This window comes from Nonomuraea sp. B10E15 (assembly GCF_039871615.1).
In the GTDB taxonomy this organism is placed as follows: domain Bacteria; phylum Actinomycetota; class Actinomycetes; order Streptosporangiales; family Streptosporangiaceae; genus Nonomuraea.
Genome location: NZ_JBDPMB010000034.1, coordinates 22,643 through 37,247 on the forward strand (window position 1 = coordinate 22,643; position 14,605 = coordinate 37,247).

The window sequence follows — 14,605 nt, forward strand, 5'->3', positions numbered from 1 at the left end:
TCACTCCGGGATCAGACTCCCGTCGAGAAGCCCGTCAATCCCGGCAAGGACAAGATTATCGCTGATCTCCCGCAACGCTCTGGCCGTGTCCTCAAGCGCGAGAAGCTGAGCGAACGACTTTCCGTACCGGCGTTGTTCCTCGATCGACAGCCTGAGAAGTGACGCCCGCCGTGGGTCTCTCCTGACAGCCGAGCCATGACGGCTCCCCGTGGCGCCCTCGGCACGTAGACAACCAGCCAGAAAATAGGGGTCGAGACGCTCCGGATCCATTCGGAAAAGTAGCAGCTGCGATCCGAGCACGGCGCCTGCTTCGGTCATCACCCGGGGCAATGCGCCACTGGAAAGGAGCAGGGAGGCGATCACATCGCCCTCCTCAATACGGACAAGTCCTGGAGCATCGTGGGTGCGGCCAGTGGGTTCTCGGTTGAGCAGGAGGTCCTTCGCCGTGAGTACGGGAAGGTCACCGTCTTTCGGGAGTTTGAGCGGACCTTGCATGATGGTGACGACTCCTGCCCGGGCCAGCTCGCCGAGGTTGGTCATGGCAAGATCTCGGCGAGGTTCTGCCGCGATCCGAGGAAGCCTGAGTTGCTTCACCACTGATGACAGCTGATCACTCATCGCGAGGTACCCGGAGGTGGGTTCCTGCGTAACTACTCGATGGCTCGTCGTCAGATCGACCTCTTCGTCGAGAAGGTCGATGATCCGCACCACCCGGCTGTTCTCCGGCAGCTCTGCGTTCTCGTAGTAGGCCCGCCATGCCGCCTCGGCCATGGTTAGGTCCTCGCCCGCGTCGACCATCAACACGTCCGACGGCGGATCCTCTCCCTCGGCAGGTTTGCGAAACACCCACAGATCAGGGGAGCCGCTGGAGGCGGGAGCAGCACCGGGAAAGAGGCTGATGATGGCTCGCAATGTTCCGGCCCTAAGCAGATTTCCTCGTATTCGACGGCCAGGACGGCGATTGGCAGCCACACTCGGCATCATGATCACAACGAGCCCGCCCGGTCTTACATGCGCCAGGCAATGTTGCACCCATGCGAGTTCGGACTCACCGCGCGGCGGCAGGCCGAACTCCCAACGTGGGTCGCTGGTCAGCTCTTCATAGCCCCAGCCGCGTTCGTTGAACGGCGGGTTACAGACCACAGCGTCGAACTGAGCGCCGGCGAAGGCGTCGTCACGCAGGGAGTCGCCAGATGCGACCTGCGCCTCATAGCCGTGCAGGCGTAGCCGGACGCTGGTCAACCTTGCGGCGTTCTCATTCAACTCCTGGCCCGATACCCGGCTGCTATGGCTTTCCAGCAATAGGGTGCCAATTCCGCAGGCCGGATCGAGTACTGTGCCCCCCTCCGTGCCGCCGATGACGGTCATCAGCCTTGCCACCGCTGGTGGAGTGGCCAGCAGGCGCCGGGAATGGAGATCAACGTAACGCTCGCAGATCCCGTCGAACGCGGCGATAGGGCCCTCGGCTCGCCCGATCTCCTGAACCTCTCTGAGCAGGGCGTCGTCAAGCTTGGCGCTCTCCCCCAACAGAACCGCGCCGACCTCGGCCACTACCTCACCTAGCCGTAGATCGTCCGTGCTGCTTCGCAGTCGCTGCCAGAGCCGTTCCAGTGGCGACACCTCGACATATCGGCCGTGGTCGCGAAGCCACTGTTCCACTTCGCTGAGCGAGAAGGCAGGACTTGAGGCGGTGCCACCAACAGGTTGGGGAAAGTCGTCGAACCGCTTGCGCCAATTACTTACCGCAGCCCGGCCGACGTCGGCCATCCGCGCGATGTCAACGGCGTTGACCAGGACGTCGTCTTGCATCAAAGCCCCTCCTCCGGCAACCAAAGCTCATTTCCGGCATGGCGGAGCCGCTCGCGATAATCCTCATGTCCTGGCAGCGCCCGTTCTACGGCGTCCCAGAACTCACTCCCATGATCGGGCCGTTGTATATGTGCTAGCTCATGGACGAGCACGTAGTCGATCAGGCTGGGCGGTAGTTGCATGGTGGCCCAGTGGATGTTGACCTGCCCGTCCCGCGAACACGATCCCCATCGGTAACCGAGCGGCCGGACGCGCAGTCCGTTCACCTCAACACCGAGCCGGGTTGCCCAGGGGCGTATTCGTTTGGACAGCCAGGGGTGGCCAACCCGGCGATACCAACCGACAAGTTCCTTGGCGCTGCCTCCTCTGGGCAGTTCCAGACGCCCCCGAACGAGCCGTACCTCGCCCACGTCCACCAGTCGCAGGCGATAGGAGCGGCCCAGATAGCGGAATCCCTCGCCTGTGACAAACTCTTTCGCAGGTGGAGGGTCACCCAGCTCCCGCTTCTGTGCGAGCTTGCCGTACAGCCAGGGTCTCTTGGCCTCCACCACCTTGGTCAGCTCGGACTTGGACAGCTGGCGTGGGACGACCGCGGTAATCGAGGCGTCCCGTTCGACGGTCAGACGCACGCTTCTGCGCCGATCGCTCACCGAGACGGCGACCTCCAGGTCGCCGACTCGCAGGACTCCCGGTATTTCACTCACGGTCACCAGCATGCCAGGGTCATGCTTTGGGGATCGTCGCGTGGTTGTTCTTGACGGCGTCCCGGGCCTTGTCCGCCACCTTCTCCAGCTGGTGGACATCGCCCAGGTCAGCGGTCACGAGGATCTCGAAAATCTCGTCACGGAAGTCGGCGACGTCGGGACGCTTGTCCCAGAAGCCGTGCCGGTGGATGGTCCGACCGGCCAGCCGGATGATCTTTCGGGTGGCCTCAACGAACCGCCGGTCTTCCAGGTCCGCGTCGGAGGTGGCCAGTTCCTGCAGCAGGACGCCGTAGAGAGCGAATTCGGCGGGGCTGAACTCGTGGGGGTTGTCCCGCCGGTCCTCCACCACGTCGGCCAACAGATCTTTGAACGCCAGCAGCTGGGCGTCCCAGTCATCCTTGAGCTCCGTCAGGATCTGTTCCAGTCGCTCGCTCAGCCGCTGGTAGCGGGCCGGGTCCTGGCCGGCGTTGACGGTGATGTGATGCCGGATGGCGTTCTCCATCTCCGACGCCTTAGCCCGTGAGCCGCCGGTCATCGCCTCGACCTTTTCAGCGAAGTTCGTCGCGGTCAGCGCGATGGGCGGCAGCTGCTGCTCGATGCCGAGCGAGGTGATGTGCTCGTCGATGAGCAGCTTGATCTTCTGGCCGTACGCGCCGGGATCGAACTCGCCGCCGTCGATGCGGTAGCGCCGGTTCGCTGTGAACCTGATGACCGAGAAGTGCTTGGCGTCGGCCAGGTACGGCGTGGCCGCCGGGTCGGGCAGCACCGTGTTGACCGTCCGGGAGAAGCGGGCCAGCTCGACACCGAACCGGTCACGCAGTTGCGGATCGGCCAGCTCCTGCACGCAGCCTTCGACGTCGGTGTAGTCGCGGAACATCGTCCGGAGCCGCTGCCGGCGCGGCTCCAGCTTCCCGATCTCCGTCTTCAGGTCGCGCAGTGCGCCCGAGACGTCGTGGCTCTCGTCGGTTTCGAATTCCTCGTCGGCGTAGATACGCAGCGCCTCTACCAGGTTCTGGGCCACGCCGCGGTAGTCCACGACGTACCCGAAGGGCTTGTTCCCAGCAGTACGGTTCACCCGCGCCACGGCCTGGAGCAGGTCGTGCATCTCCAGCTTCCGGTCGAGGTACATCACCTGCTCAATCGGCGCGTCGAATCCCGTGAGCAGCATCGACTTCACGATGACGAAGGCGATGTCATTCTCCCCGAACGGCCGGGTGAAGCCCTCGATCCGGGTCTTCTGCTTGGCCTCGTCGGTCCACTCGGCGTAGCGGTCCTCATGTTCGGCGTCTCCCTTGGAGATCACCGGCACGAAGTCCATCCGCTTCAACAGGTCGAGCTGCTTGTGGGCCTTCACGAGCTGGGCCTGTCGCGGCTTCAGCTCCTCGATGTTCCGCGTGAGCAGGTGCTGTGGGAGCTTCTCGATGTCGCGGACCAGCTCATCGCGGGCTTCCATGAGCGCTTCCCGGTACCGTACGGTCGTCTCCCGGTCATGTGCGACCACCTGCGCCTTGAAGCCTTCGGGCAGCACCTTGTCCACGTAGTGCCGGAGCATGTGCTTGGCCTTGACGTCTACCAGCTTCCGCGCCGCCGACACATTGCCCTTGGTCGCCCAGCGGGACTGCAACTGCAGGCGTTCCTCGTCGGTCAGCTCCTCGAACTCCTCCTCGAAGAGCTCGTCCATGTCCTGGCCGTTCTGCAGCGCGCCCTTGACCTTGATGCCCTCGTAGAGGATCGGCACTATCACGCCGTCCTCTTCGGCCTCCCGGAGGCGGTAGGTGTCGATGAACGGCCCGAACAGCTCCACGCTGGTCTTCCGCTGTCCGCGCTTCTTCATGATCGGGGTGCCGGTGAAGCCGATCCGTGCAGCATAAGGCATGGCCTGGCGGAGGTTGGCACCCAGCGCGGCGGTGTGCGAGCGGTGCACCTCGTCGATCAGCACGACGATCGACTCGTCGGTGTTGATCTCGCCCAGCTCCATGCGGTCCGTGGGTTGACCGCTCTGGTTCTTCTGGATCATGACGAAGACCAGCCCGGGGCCCTTGCGACCGAGCAGGGTCCTGGCCCGTGCCGTGTTCTTGGCGACGTCCACCTTCTCGTTGCTCAGCGCCATCGTCTCGGTGAGCTGGTCCTGCAACTGGGTGCGGTCGGTGACCACCACGACCTTGTAGTGGGCCAACCCGTCCAGCGATCGCAGCCGCCGTACCAGGAAGGTCATGGTGAGGCTCTTGCCCGACCCCTGGGTGTGCCAGATGATGCCACCGCGATGCCCCGGCTCGCCCGTCAACAGTCTCTCGACCGCACGCTCAACCGCCCGGAACTGCTGGTACCGAGGGGCGGCCTTGATGGTGACGCCCTCGTCGGTGGTCATGAACGTGACGAAGTTGTGCACGATGTTCAGCAGGTTGTCCGGCTCCAGCACGCCGGCGACCAGGATCTCCTGCTTGCTCAGCTGCTCTTCCGCCTTGCCCAGCCGGTCGGCGAGCTGCTTCTTCGTCATCGGGTACGGGTCACGCCATGGCACGTAGTGTTCGAGCTTGGCGGTTAAAGTGCCGAGCCTGGCGTCCTCACCGCTCGTCGCGACCGTCAGCTGCACCGGCCGGAACAGCCCAGTACGGCTGTCGCGGTAGCGACGAAGCTGGGTCACGGCCTTATCCAGATTGCTCTCGGTGGTCTTCTTGCACTCGATGACGACCAGAGGGATGCCGTTCACGAAGAGCACGATGTCGGGGACGATCTGCTTGTGGCCGCCGGCGCCGGGGATGTCCACCCGGAACTGGTTGATCGCGGTGAACTCGTTGTTGCCCGGACGGTTCTTCCAGTCGATGTAATGCACGGTCCGGGATTTCCCGGTCGCCGGATCTTCGATCGGGATTCCGTTGATCAGCAGGTCGGTGACCTGCTTGTTGGCTTCCAGCAGGTTCGTCGTGGGGACCCGGGTGATGGCGTTGACCGCCTGGCTCACCTTGCGCTCGTCCAGCCAGGTGCCGTTGATCCGCTCGAGGGCGTCACGCAGCTTGTCTTCGAGGGTCGTCCCATCGAAGTTATCCCGCTCCGACATCCGCGGATTGAGCGGTATAACCGCTCCATGCTCGGCCCCCGCCCTATGCTCCCAGCCCATACCCTTGAGCTGTTCGATCAGCGGCTTCTCGACGAGTTGATATTCGTAGTCGGTCATCGGCCAGCCCTCTCGCTAAATCCGCCAGGAACGTCATCCCCAATAAATCGCCGCATCACCGGGACAGCTTGCTACTGCCTGGGCGGAGGTCAGAGGTCTTCCAGTACGGCTTCCGCCTGTGGAACCCGGACCCGCCCCGTCAGCAGGTCCTCCATCAGGCCTCGCTTGAAAATCTCCAATCGATTCTTTGATTGGATCTCATTCGTGATTCTCTCTAGATGAGACGAATATGATCTGATAATCCGTTCTTGATCTTGGACTGGCGGCATCGGAACCTGGAATGTATGCACATCGCGCTTGGTGATGTTCGGGTCCTTCCGGGTACTTGCGGCTATTTTTCGCCATTGTCTACGCTTCTGCTGCAGTGCTCGAAGGAGGAACTCTGGCAGCAATTCGCCGCTTGCCTCTAGCGCACATATGGCCTGATTAGTTGTGGCCGATACGCCAAGCAATGCGGTACGGCCAATTTGTTCCCACCCTCCATACATAGCGACCAGCACCGTTCCGGGCGGCAGAATTCTCAGTCTCAGGTCACGAACAGCCTCAAATGTAACCTTCTCGTCAGCATCGACGATAGTTCCCTCGTTCAAGTCGAGCGTCTTCACCCACGGAATACCTTTGGGCGCAAAATACCTCTCACCTTCAGCGCGCGATGGTGTTGTCCCTGAGGTGATTTTGCAGATTTCACCTAGACGTACAGTAGGCCATCTTTTCTCGCTAAAGAGATGCTCCAGAAGGTCTGTTCTTAGACTCAAGAGTTTGGCAACTAGGTCACTGGACACGTCGATGTAAGCATCTACGGTGTCGAGGATCTCCGCGATTCGACGCTGCTGGCCTATTGAAGGTAGATCGATTCTAAGATTTGCTACATCCGACTCGTTAACTGCGGGATAATTCGAGCCGACAGCCATAGCGTCAGTCTGGCGGAGGGCCGAAGAGCCTAGCATCCAATGGTAAATGAATCGTGGATGGGCGATGCCATCTTTAGCTCGGAGGACTGCGAATCCCGTGGATGCGACGAGCGCTTCGCCAGTTTCTTCTATATAGCCGTGAGACTGCTGCAGCGGTCTCACGGTGCCCAGTAGACAGTCATTCGGACGTACAAGGCGCTGAGCCCGTGAAGGAGCAGAAGTCCGCAGATGAGTTTCTAGGCTGTTCCAGAAAATTTGTCCGCGACTTACCGCAGAGAGATCAATGTAGCGAAAGCGGAATGATCCCGATGCGCTTAGACTGAGTGTCTCTGGATTAATGTCAACCACCTCTGAAAGAAGAGCCTTACGCATATCCCAACTCCTTCAGGTAAGCATTGAACCGAGCAGCAGCAGCGTCGCGCTGATCCTCGAGTTCGCATAGAGTCACCGCATACTTGTCCGCCCACATGCGGAACGCATCCTCGAACAGCAGACGGGCCACTACCATTCGAGAATCGAGGCGGGACGAGACCTGTAGCCGGAGCACGGCGAGAACGAGGTCACGGCGGCCGGATTCGTCCAGGGCGCCGGCAGCCATGCGGAGTCGGGGCAGGAAGTGGTCCTCCAGCGCGGCGACCTTCTTCCTGGCGGCGGCCGTGCGGGACTTGAGTGCTTTGAGCTCCACCTCGGAGAGCTGATCTTCGGCGGGCTCATCGGCTTCCTCGTCGTCCTCAGAGGGCTTAGCGGTGGCGGCCTTGAGCTGGGCGTTCAGCTCGGCGTAGGCGGTCTCGGCCTCTTCGAGTTCTGCCAGGTAGTCGGGGATCAGTGCGGGGACGACGCGGTGGTCGCGGGCCTTGCGTTTCTCGGAGGCAATCTTCTGCTTATCCCAGTACTCGACGTCTTCCTTGTCCAGTGCGAAGGCCGATTCGATGGTGGTGAGCCAGCCTTCCACCACGCCCTCGAACCCGTTCAGGCTGAGGGTCTTGATGACGTATTGGGCCTCGCCCCACCAGGCGGCCACGACGCCGGCCAGCTCGAACCGGTCGAGCATGTCCAGGGGCAGCAACTCGGTCACGAAGGAGTCGAGCAGCTCGGCGCGTACCTCCATCACCTTGCGCGTGCTGGGCAGCTCGACCAGGCGCTTGCTGTGGCGGCTCCACCACTCGTCGAAAGCCTCGCGCAACCGGGTCACAGCAGGTTCGGCGAGGGTGGGGAGGCGGGCGGCGGTGGCCTGCCAGCCCTCGGGGAGGAAGTCGAAGTAGTCGGCGTCGCGCTCGGTGAACAGCGTCACCGGGTCGATGCCGAACGCCCGGAACAACCCCGCCTTAGCCTCGACCTCGGACTTGGGTACGCCGCCGTGCAGGTGGGCGCGTACATCCTGCGGCTCGGGCGGCGGAGTGTTGTCGACGTAGCGGCGGATGTTGAGGTTGAAGTCATTTTCGCGGAGCTCTTCGACGTCGACCACCCGCGCGAACCCGGGGATGTCCTCATACGCCTCGTACGCCGCAACAATCTTTTCTGCGTGCTGTGGGTCGAGGTAGTTCTGAGCGCGGCCGGCGGTGAACTCGCGATCGGCGTTGATGAAGAGCACCTTGCCGCGCCGCTCGGCCGGTCGCGGGTCGGTGCCGCGCAGGACGAGGATGCAGGCGGGGATGCCGGTGCCGTAGAAGAGGTTGGGGGCCAGGCCGATGACCGCCTCCAGGCGGTCGTCCTCGATGATGCCCTCGCGGATGTCCTTCTCCTTGCCGCCACGGAACAGCACGCCGTGGGGCATGACGGTGGCCCCGATGCCGTCGGGGGTCAGCACCGCGAGGACGTGCTGGGCGAACATGAGGTCCGCCTTCTTCCCGGTCTCCGGGGCGTAGCCGTATTTGAAGCGTTCCTTGTGCTTCATGTCGGCTGAGGAGTAGTTGAGGGAGAAGGGCGGATTGGTGAGCACCCGGTCGAAACGCATCAGTTCGCCGCCCTTGAGGTGCCGGGGCTCGGCGAGGGTGTCGTCGTTCTCCAGCTGGGCGTTGAGGACGCCATGGAGGATCATGTTCATCTTCGACACCGCCCAGGTGCCGCCGTTGTACTCTTGGCCGGCCAGGGTCAGGTCGCGCGAGTCGAGGCCGTGCTCGTCGATGTACTCCTTGGCGTGGATGAGCATGCCGCCCGAGCCGGCGCACGGGTCGTAGACGGCCATGCCCGGCCTGGGCTTGACCAGGCGCACCATCATGCGGACGACACCACGCGGCGTGTAGAACTCGCCGCCCTTCTTACCGGCGGAGTCGGCGAACTGGGCGATCAGGTATTCGTAGGCCGCGCCGAGCAGATCGGGAAACTCGAAGTCCTCGTTGCGGAGCCGTACGCGGGAGAAGTGGTCGACGAGCTGCTGCAGGCGCTTGTCGGGGATAGTGGACTGGCCGACCTTGCGGGTGAAGTCGATGTGCTCCAGGACGCCTTCGAGGGCGGCGACGTTCTCTTCCTCCAGGGCGCCGAGCGCCTTGTTGAGCATGTCGCCGACGTTCTTCTTGCGCGACTCGTTCCTGATGTGGCTCCAGCGGGCTTCTGGGGGCACGTAGAACTTGTCACCGCGGTAGAAGCCGCGCACCTCAGCCAGCTGCTCGGCTTCCTCGCGGCTCTTGCCCTCAGCCATCCGCTTCTCGATGACCTCGCTGCGGACCACATCGAACTGGTCGGAGGCCCGCTTCAGGAACAGCATCCCGAAGATGTACTCCTTGAACTCCGAGGCGTCCATCTTGCCGCGGAGGATGTCGGCCGCGCCGAACAGGTGCCGCTCAAGCTGCGGCAACGTCAACTTCGCCACGTGGTGGCCTCTCTGGGTCGGTCGGTTCACGTGAGGGGTGCCAGGGCCAGTCTCCCAGTGACCGGGTGTCCGCGCAGTTCGTCCGACCTTCAGGTGCGGACGGTGTTTGTGGACCAGACGATAGAAGCCGTTCACCGTTTGCGTCAACACCCCCAAATTAACCTGTGTACTGGCATCACAGTCAGCTATGCTCCTCGAAAGACGTCCAGACTGCTGCCAGTGCCACGCCTAGTGACACAGGCCACAAAACCTGATAGATCGATTCGATATGCCGTCGTTGGACCGCTCCCAACGCCCGGCATCGACCGCTTCCCCCGGAGGTCACATGAGCACGGTCGATCGGAATGCGGTGATCGCTGAGGAACAGCAAGCCGTGGATCACATCTACGACTGCATCGTCCAGGGCCGAAAGGACATCGAAAGCTTCCGTTCGAGCAGCCTCGGGGATTGTCCGGACGCAGGATTGTCCTCTCATCCGGATCTTCCGAAGGAGTACGGACGACGTGAGGATCTCGGCCGCCATCCCCTCGTGATCGCCCGGGTCGACCTCCTTGACGACCCCGATGACAGGCTCACCTGGTACATCGGTCGCGCCACCGTACGAGACCGCCAGGGCGAGCTGGCGTTGGTGAAGTGGACGTCCAAGGCGGCGACCGCCTGGCGCCTGGCCACACCTGAAGATCCTGCGGATGTACGGCGACAGCGTCAGCTCCGCTGCGACGGCCCTAAGGTTCTCGACTACAGCGACACCGAGATCCAGGTGATCAACGCCAAAGGGGAAACCGTTCCGGCTCCGGTCATCGACGACGAGCCCGACCTGTTCCTCCTCGCCGACCTAGATCTAGCTCGCGACGGCGTCATGCGTGACATCGTCGAAACGATCCAGCGCCACCAGCTCCAGCTGGTCGCCGACGAACGAAAAGGTGTGCTCGTCATCCAGGGTGGTCCGGGCACCGGCAAGACCGCGGTCGGGCTGCACCGCGTCACCTGGTTGCTGGACAACGAGCACTTCACCCCCGACCAGGTGCTCGTCGTCGGCCCCCACAAGGCGTTTCTGCAGTACGTTCGGGACGTCCTGCCCCGGATGGGCAGCCGCGGTGTGGCGACCGTGGACATCACCGAGCTCTGGCTAGGTGACGTCCGGGGAGCCGATCCGGTCGCCACCCGCCTGGTCAAGTCGGACGACCGGATGGCCAGGGTGCTGCACAACGCGGTCGAGAACCTTATTCGAGAAGACCTCGCCGCCGAAGAGGGCTTCAACTTCCGTGGTGCGCGGCTGGAGATCGACAAAGTCGAGCTCGTCCGGCTGGCCTCGGCGGCTCGTGCGGCTAGGGGTTCTTACCAGGTGCGCCGCCGCCGCTTCATCGACACTGTCATCGACTGGCTGCTGACCCAGTACACCGAGGCGACTCGGGTCAAGCAGACCGACGCCCGGCTCCGTACCCAACTGGAGAAGGTCGCGGCCGTTTCCACGCTCATCAACCGCGTCTGGCCGTCGTCCAGCGCCGAGCAGATCTATCGGCAACTGCTCGCCGACAAGGACGGCCTCGCGGCCGCGGCCTTCGGCGTGCTCACCCTCGACGAGCAGGCCGCGCTTGTCCGCCCCCAGGCGAAACGAGTCGCGGACGAACCGTGGTCGGCCGAGGACCTCGTCTGCCTGGGAGAGCTCCGATGGCTCCTGACCGGGGATGACGAACGGCGCTACCACCACCTGGTCATCGACGAAGCCCAGGACCTGACCCCCATGCAGGCCAAGTCGCTGGCCCGCTGGTGCCCGTCCGGCTCGATGACGGTACTCGGCGACCTGGCGCAGAGCACGGGGATCCGCCAGTACGACGTCTGGGAGCGCCTGGCCGACATCATGGCCGGCACCGAAGGCTGGCACATCGCCGAACTCGGCATCGGCTACCGGGTGCCGGCCGACGTCATGACCTTCGCCGCGATGCTGGGAACGAAGATTTCGCCCTCCACGGTGATCCCGACCTCGGTCCGACCGTCGTCGCCGGGCACTTTGGAGATCGTCCCGGTCTCCCGACAGCGCATCCTCACCGAGACGGTCACGAGGGCCCAGCGGCTGGCCATCAAGGACGGCGACCAGGCGCGTTCCGTCGCGGTCCTGACTCCGGCGCAGGACGAGGTCCATGACGAACTCGCACAGCGGATCGCCGCTTCCCAGGAGGCGGCGTTGCCGGGGATGGGACAGAGAATCGCCGTCATGCCCGCGCACATGGCGAAGGGTCTGGAGTTCGACCACGTCGTGGTGGTAGAACCGCATCTGTTCGCCGAACAGAGTTCGACGGGGCTTCGGCAGCTTTATGTCGCTCTGACCCGGTGCACGCAGTCCCTGACGGTGCTCCATTCGTCCCCTCTGCCTGCCGAACTAGGCGGGCCTGTCAAGGTGCCTGTGAACGAGATCAAGAAGACTGACGCTGTCCCCTCGTCCCGGGATGAGCGGTTCGCCGACGGGGATGAGTTTCGAGCCTTCCTCAAGGAGCAGGCGGCTACCAGCCGGAAGCAACCGGCACACGCCCGTCTCAAGCACATGCTCGCGGCCGAGTTGTACGGCAACGAACGCGAGCCCCTGCTGGATACCGAATACGCCGACATCATCTGTGAGGACGAGCGCGGGCTCGGGTTCTACGTGATCTCAGCGCAGAGCGTCGACACCTACGCCGAGCTCCGCGCCATGGCACCTCGGCTCCTGGAAGCCGAATGGGCCAGCGGCAAACACAAGGAGATCGACCGCCTGTTCCTCGTCCTGCCCAAGGAGCCGCAGGACCTGTGGGCGCTCGAGATCATCAAGACGCTCTTCGATGTCTCAGTCATCTGGAAGACCGAAACGGGCTGGGCCGGCCCGTCGGTCAACGCTGCTCTGGGGCAGTGACGGGGGAACCTCCCGGCCGCGATGACGACTCCTCGCGCTGCAAGCGCTAGCGCCGGAACACCTACATATCATGCGGGGCATGACTGTAGGGCCCGATAGGGCCGCCCTCCAGAGGAGCCTGCGTCAGAGCCTGGCCTGGGCGCTGATACCGGTCTGCTGCTGCGGCGGGTTACCGATCCCATTCATGATTGGATATGCCGCTTACCGCCTCCGCAACACAACATTGTGGATCTTCGCCGCGGCGTACCTCGCGGTCGAGGGAGCGGTGTTCGCAGCCTCGTGGGCCCTTGAGAACGTACCGAAGGAGGATGCTCGCTGGACCCTCACGTCGATGATCTGGATGGGCACCTATCTCGGCGGTGCGGTGCACCTCTTCGTCCTGGCCAAGCGGGTCCTGCCGCAGAAGATCCCGCCTGCGCCGGCCGTTCCGAGAACCCGGTCAGGACCGGTGCCGCCAAGACGGTCATCCGGGCCGGCACAGGCGTGGGTGGGGCCGTACGCGCTCCTCTCGAAGATCGGCCAAGGGGCCAGGGCGAGGTCTACCTGGCTCGCTCTCCGGACGGCGAGCAGGTCGCCGTCAAGCTGTTGCATGCACGGGTGTCCTTCACTGAGCGAGACGGATTCCTCGCCGAAGCCAGCGCGGCCCGCCGGGTGCCGGGGTTCGCAACCGCGCGGGTGTTCGACGTGGGCGTCCACGACGGCAGGCCGTACATCGTAAGCGAGTACGTTCAGGGGCCCTCACTCGATCAGCTCATCCGTCGCGAGGGCCCGCGTTCTCCTGACAGCCTGGTTCGGCTCGCCATCGCTACGGCCGCTGCCCTCAACGGGATCCACCAGGCGGGCATCGTCCATCGCGACTTCAAGCCGGCCAACGTCCTGCTCGCTCCTGACGGCCCGCGGGTGATCGATTTCGGAATCGCACGTGCCGTCGAACGGCTGACCATATCGGGGGGCGCCAAGGGCACACCGGCCTTCATGTTGCCCGAGCAGGTCGAAGGCCGTCAGGCAAGTCCGGCCTCGGACATCTTCAGCTGGGGCTCAACCATGTACTTCGCGGCGACCGGCCGCCTGGCCTTCGACGGTCCGTCCGTCTGGGCCGTCGAGAACCAGATCATCAACTCCGACCCGGACCTTCGCATGGTTCCCCCGCCTCTTCGCGAGCTCGTCCACCAGGCCATGCGCAAGGCTCCGCATGAACGTCCATCGGCATCACAACTACTCCTACTGCTGTCACGATAGAAATACTTGCATACGCAGTTCACAGCCTCTACTCTTCTTGCACGAGAGGTGCAAGGGAGCTGTGATGCGTACTCTGCGAGCAGGACGAGCCATCCACTTACTGGACATCGAGAACCTGGCGGCGTCGCCGTCGCCCACCGCGACCGAGATCGCGCACACCATGTCGGACTACCTGCGACAGGTATCGGTCGGCCCTCTGGACCAGTTCGTCGTTGGGGTCAATCCGCGATCGCTGGCCGAGGTGGGCCGCGTGATCCACGGCGCTCAGATCCTCACCCGCTCCGGCCCGGACGGCGCCGATAGCGTGCTCGCCGAGATGGCCGTCGACGACCGGATCGACCTCCGGTTCGAGCGAGTGATCATCGGTTCCGGCGACGGCTACTTCGCCGACCTGGCCGTCTGGCTGAACGCGCACGACGTGCGGGTCACGGTGGTGTCCCGCACCGGCCTGCTCAGCTGGCGCCTCTACGTCGCGGTCCGCGACATCACTTACCTTGACGCGGCGCTTGCCGCCTGACTCCAGGGAATCCCCATGACCTACCAGCCCCCCATGCCACCTCCCGCGCGACGTGGGTTTTCCGGCCCGGCGGTCGCTTTGATCGCCGTTCTCGCGCTGGGTGCCGGTTGTGTTGGTGGCGTCGCCGTAGGAAGTATCGGCAGCACGCCGGCCACCGTCACGTCCCCCACCCGAACAGCCGCCGCGGAGGCGTTGCAGGACACCGGTCTTCCCCCCGCAGAGAAGGAGAAGAGCCGCCTGGTGAAGCTGCCCGACTTCAAGGGGCAGAACGCCGCGATCGCCCGCCAGTGGCTGGTGGACCGAGGCTGGAACGAGTTCAGGGACATCAAACTCGGCTCGCAGGACCGCTACGAGACCATGGTCCTCCTGCCGGAGAACTGGACGGTGACCAAGCAGTCCCATAAGGCAGGCAGCGAGGTTGCAGTGGGCACAACCATCGTGCTCACCTGCACGAAAGCGTCCTGACAGCCTCGCTCACCTTGCGCAGGCCCGCACGAAGGCAACGCAGACATGCCATTCGATCCAGGCGCTCGCCGCACACACAGCGCTGGACACAA

General features: G+C 63.8%; 9 protein-coding genes. 4 read left to right on the forward strand and 5 right to left on the reverse strand.

All coding sequences use genetic code 11. The annotated features are described in order from the left end of the window. The 5 genes from ABGB14_RS46725 to ABGB14_RS46745 all read right to left on the reverse strand — a co-directional run bounded on the left by ABGB14_RS46725 (position 1) and on the right by ABGB14_RS46745 (position 9,408). Complete coding sequence (locus ABGB14_RS46725) at positions 1 to 1,809, reverse strand: N-6 DNA methylase (RefSeq protein WP_347650341.1); 1,809 nt, start codon at positions 1,807 to 1,809, stop codon at positions 1 to 3. Beyond that, positions 1,809 to 2,525: a SprT family zinc-dependent metalloprotease gene (locus tag ABGB14_RS46730; protein WP_347650342.1), complete on the reverse strand. Its 717-nt coding sequence runs from the start codon at positions 2,523 to 2,525 to the stop codon at positions 1,809 to 1,811. The genes ABGB14_RS46725 and ABGB14_RS46730 overlap by 1 nt, the downstream gene beginning before the upstream one ends. 7 nt (positions 2,526 to 2,532) lie before the next feature. Then, positions 2,533 to 5,688, reverse strand: a complete 3,156-nt coding sequence (locus tag ABGB14_RS46735; protein WP_347650343.1) for an HsdR family type I site-specific deoxyribonuclease — start codon at positions 5,686 to 5,688, stop codon at positions 2,533 to 2,535. An 89-nt stretch (positions 5,689 to 5,777) separates the two neighbouring features. Continuing rightward, complete coding sequence (locus ABGB14_RS46740; RefSeq protein ID WP_347650344.1) at positions 5,778 to 6,971, reverse strand: restriction endonuclease subunit S; 1,194 nt, start codon at positions 6,969 to 6,971, stop codon at positions 5,778 to 5,780. After that, a complete protein-coding gene (locus tag ABGB14_RS46745; RefSeq protein ID WP_347650345.1) occupies positions 6,964 to 9,408 on the reverse strand; it encodes a class I SAM-dependent DNA methyltransferase in 2,445 nt (814 codons plus the stop codon). Before ABGB14_RS46745 ends, ABGB14_RS46740 begins: the two co-directional genes overlap by 8 nt. Before the next feature lie 325 nt (positions 9,409 to 9,733). On the opposite strand from ABGB14_RS46745, the gene ABGB14_RS46750 reads away from it, so the two are divergent. The 4 genes from ABGB14_RS46750 to ABGB14_RS46765 all read left to right on the forward strand — a co-directional run bounded on the left by ABGB14_RS46750 (position 9,734) and on the right by ABGB14_RS46765 (position 14,513). Then, the gene (locus ABGB14_RS46750; RefSeq protein WP_347650346.1) at positions 9,734 to 12,292 is read left to right on the forward strand and encodes a UvrD-helicase domain-containing protein; all 2,559 of its coding nucleotides are present in this window, start codon (positions 9,734 to 9,736) and stop codon (positions 12,290 to 12,292) included. A 483-nt stretch (positions 12,293 to 12,775) separates the two neighbouring features. Next, the gene (locus tag ABGB14_RS46755; protein WP_347650347.1) at positions 12,776 to 13,531 is read left to right on the forward strand and encodes a serine/threonine-protein kinase; all 756 of its coding nucleotides are present in this window, start codon (positions 12,776 to 12,778) and stop codon (positions 13,529 to 13,531) included. Positions 13,532 to 13,595: 64 nt separating this feature from the next. Next, a complete protein-coding gene (locus ABGB14_RS46760) occupies positions 13,596 to 14,048 on the forward strand; it encodes a hypothetical protein (protein ID WP_347650348.1) in 453 nt (150 codons plus the stop codon). A 15-nt stretch (positions 14,049 to 14,063) separates the two neighbouring features. Next, positions 14,064 to 14,513: a PASTA domain-containing protein gene (locus ABGB14_RS46765; RefSeq protein ID WP_347624452.1), complete on the forward strand. Its 450-nt coding sequence runs from the start codon at positions 14,064 to 14,066 to the stop codon at positions 14,511 to 14,513. Positions 14,514 to 14,605 lie beyond the last annotated feature (92 nt).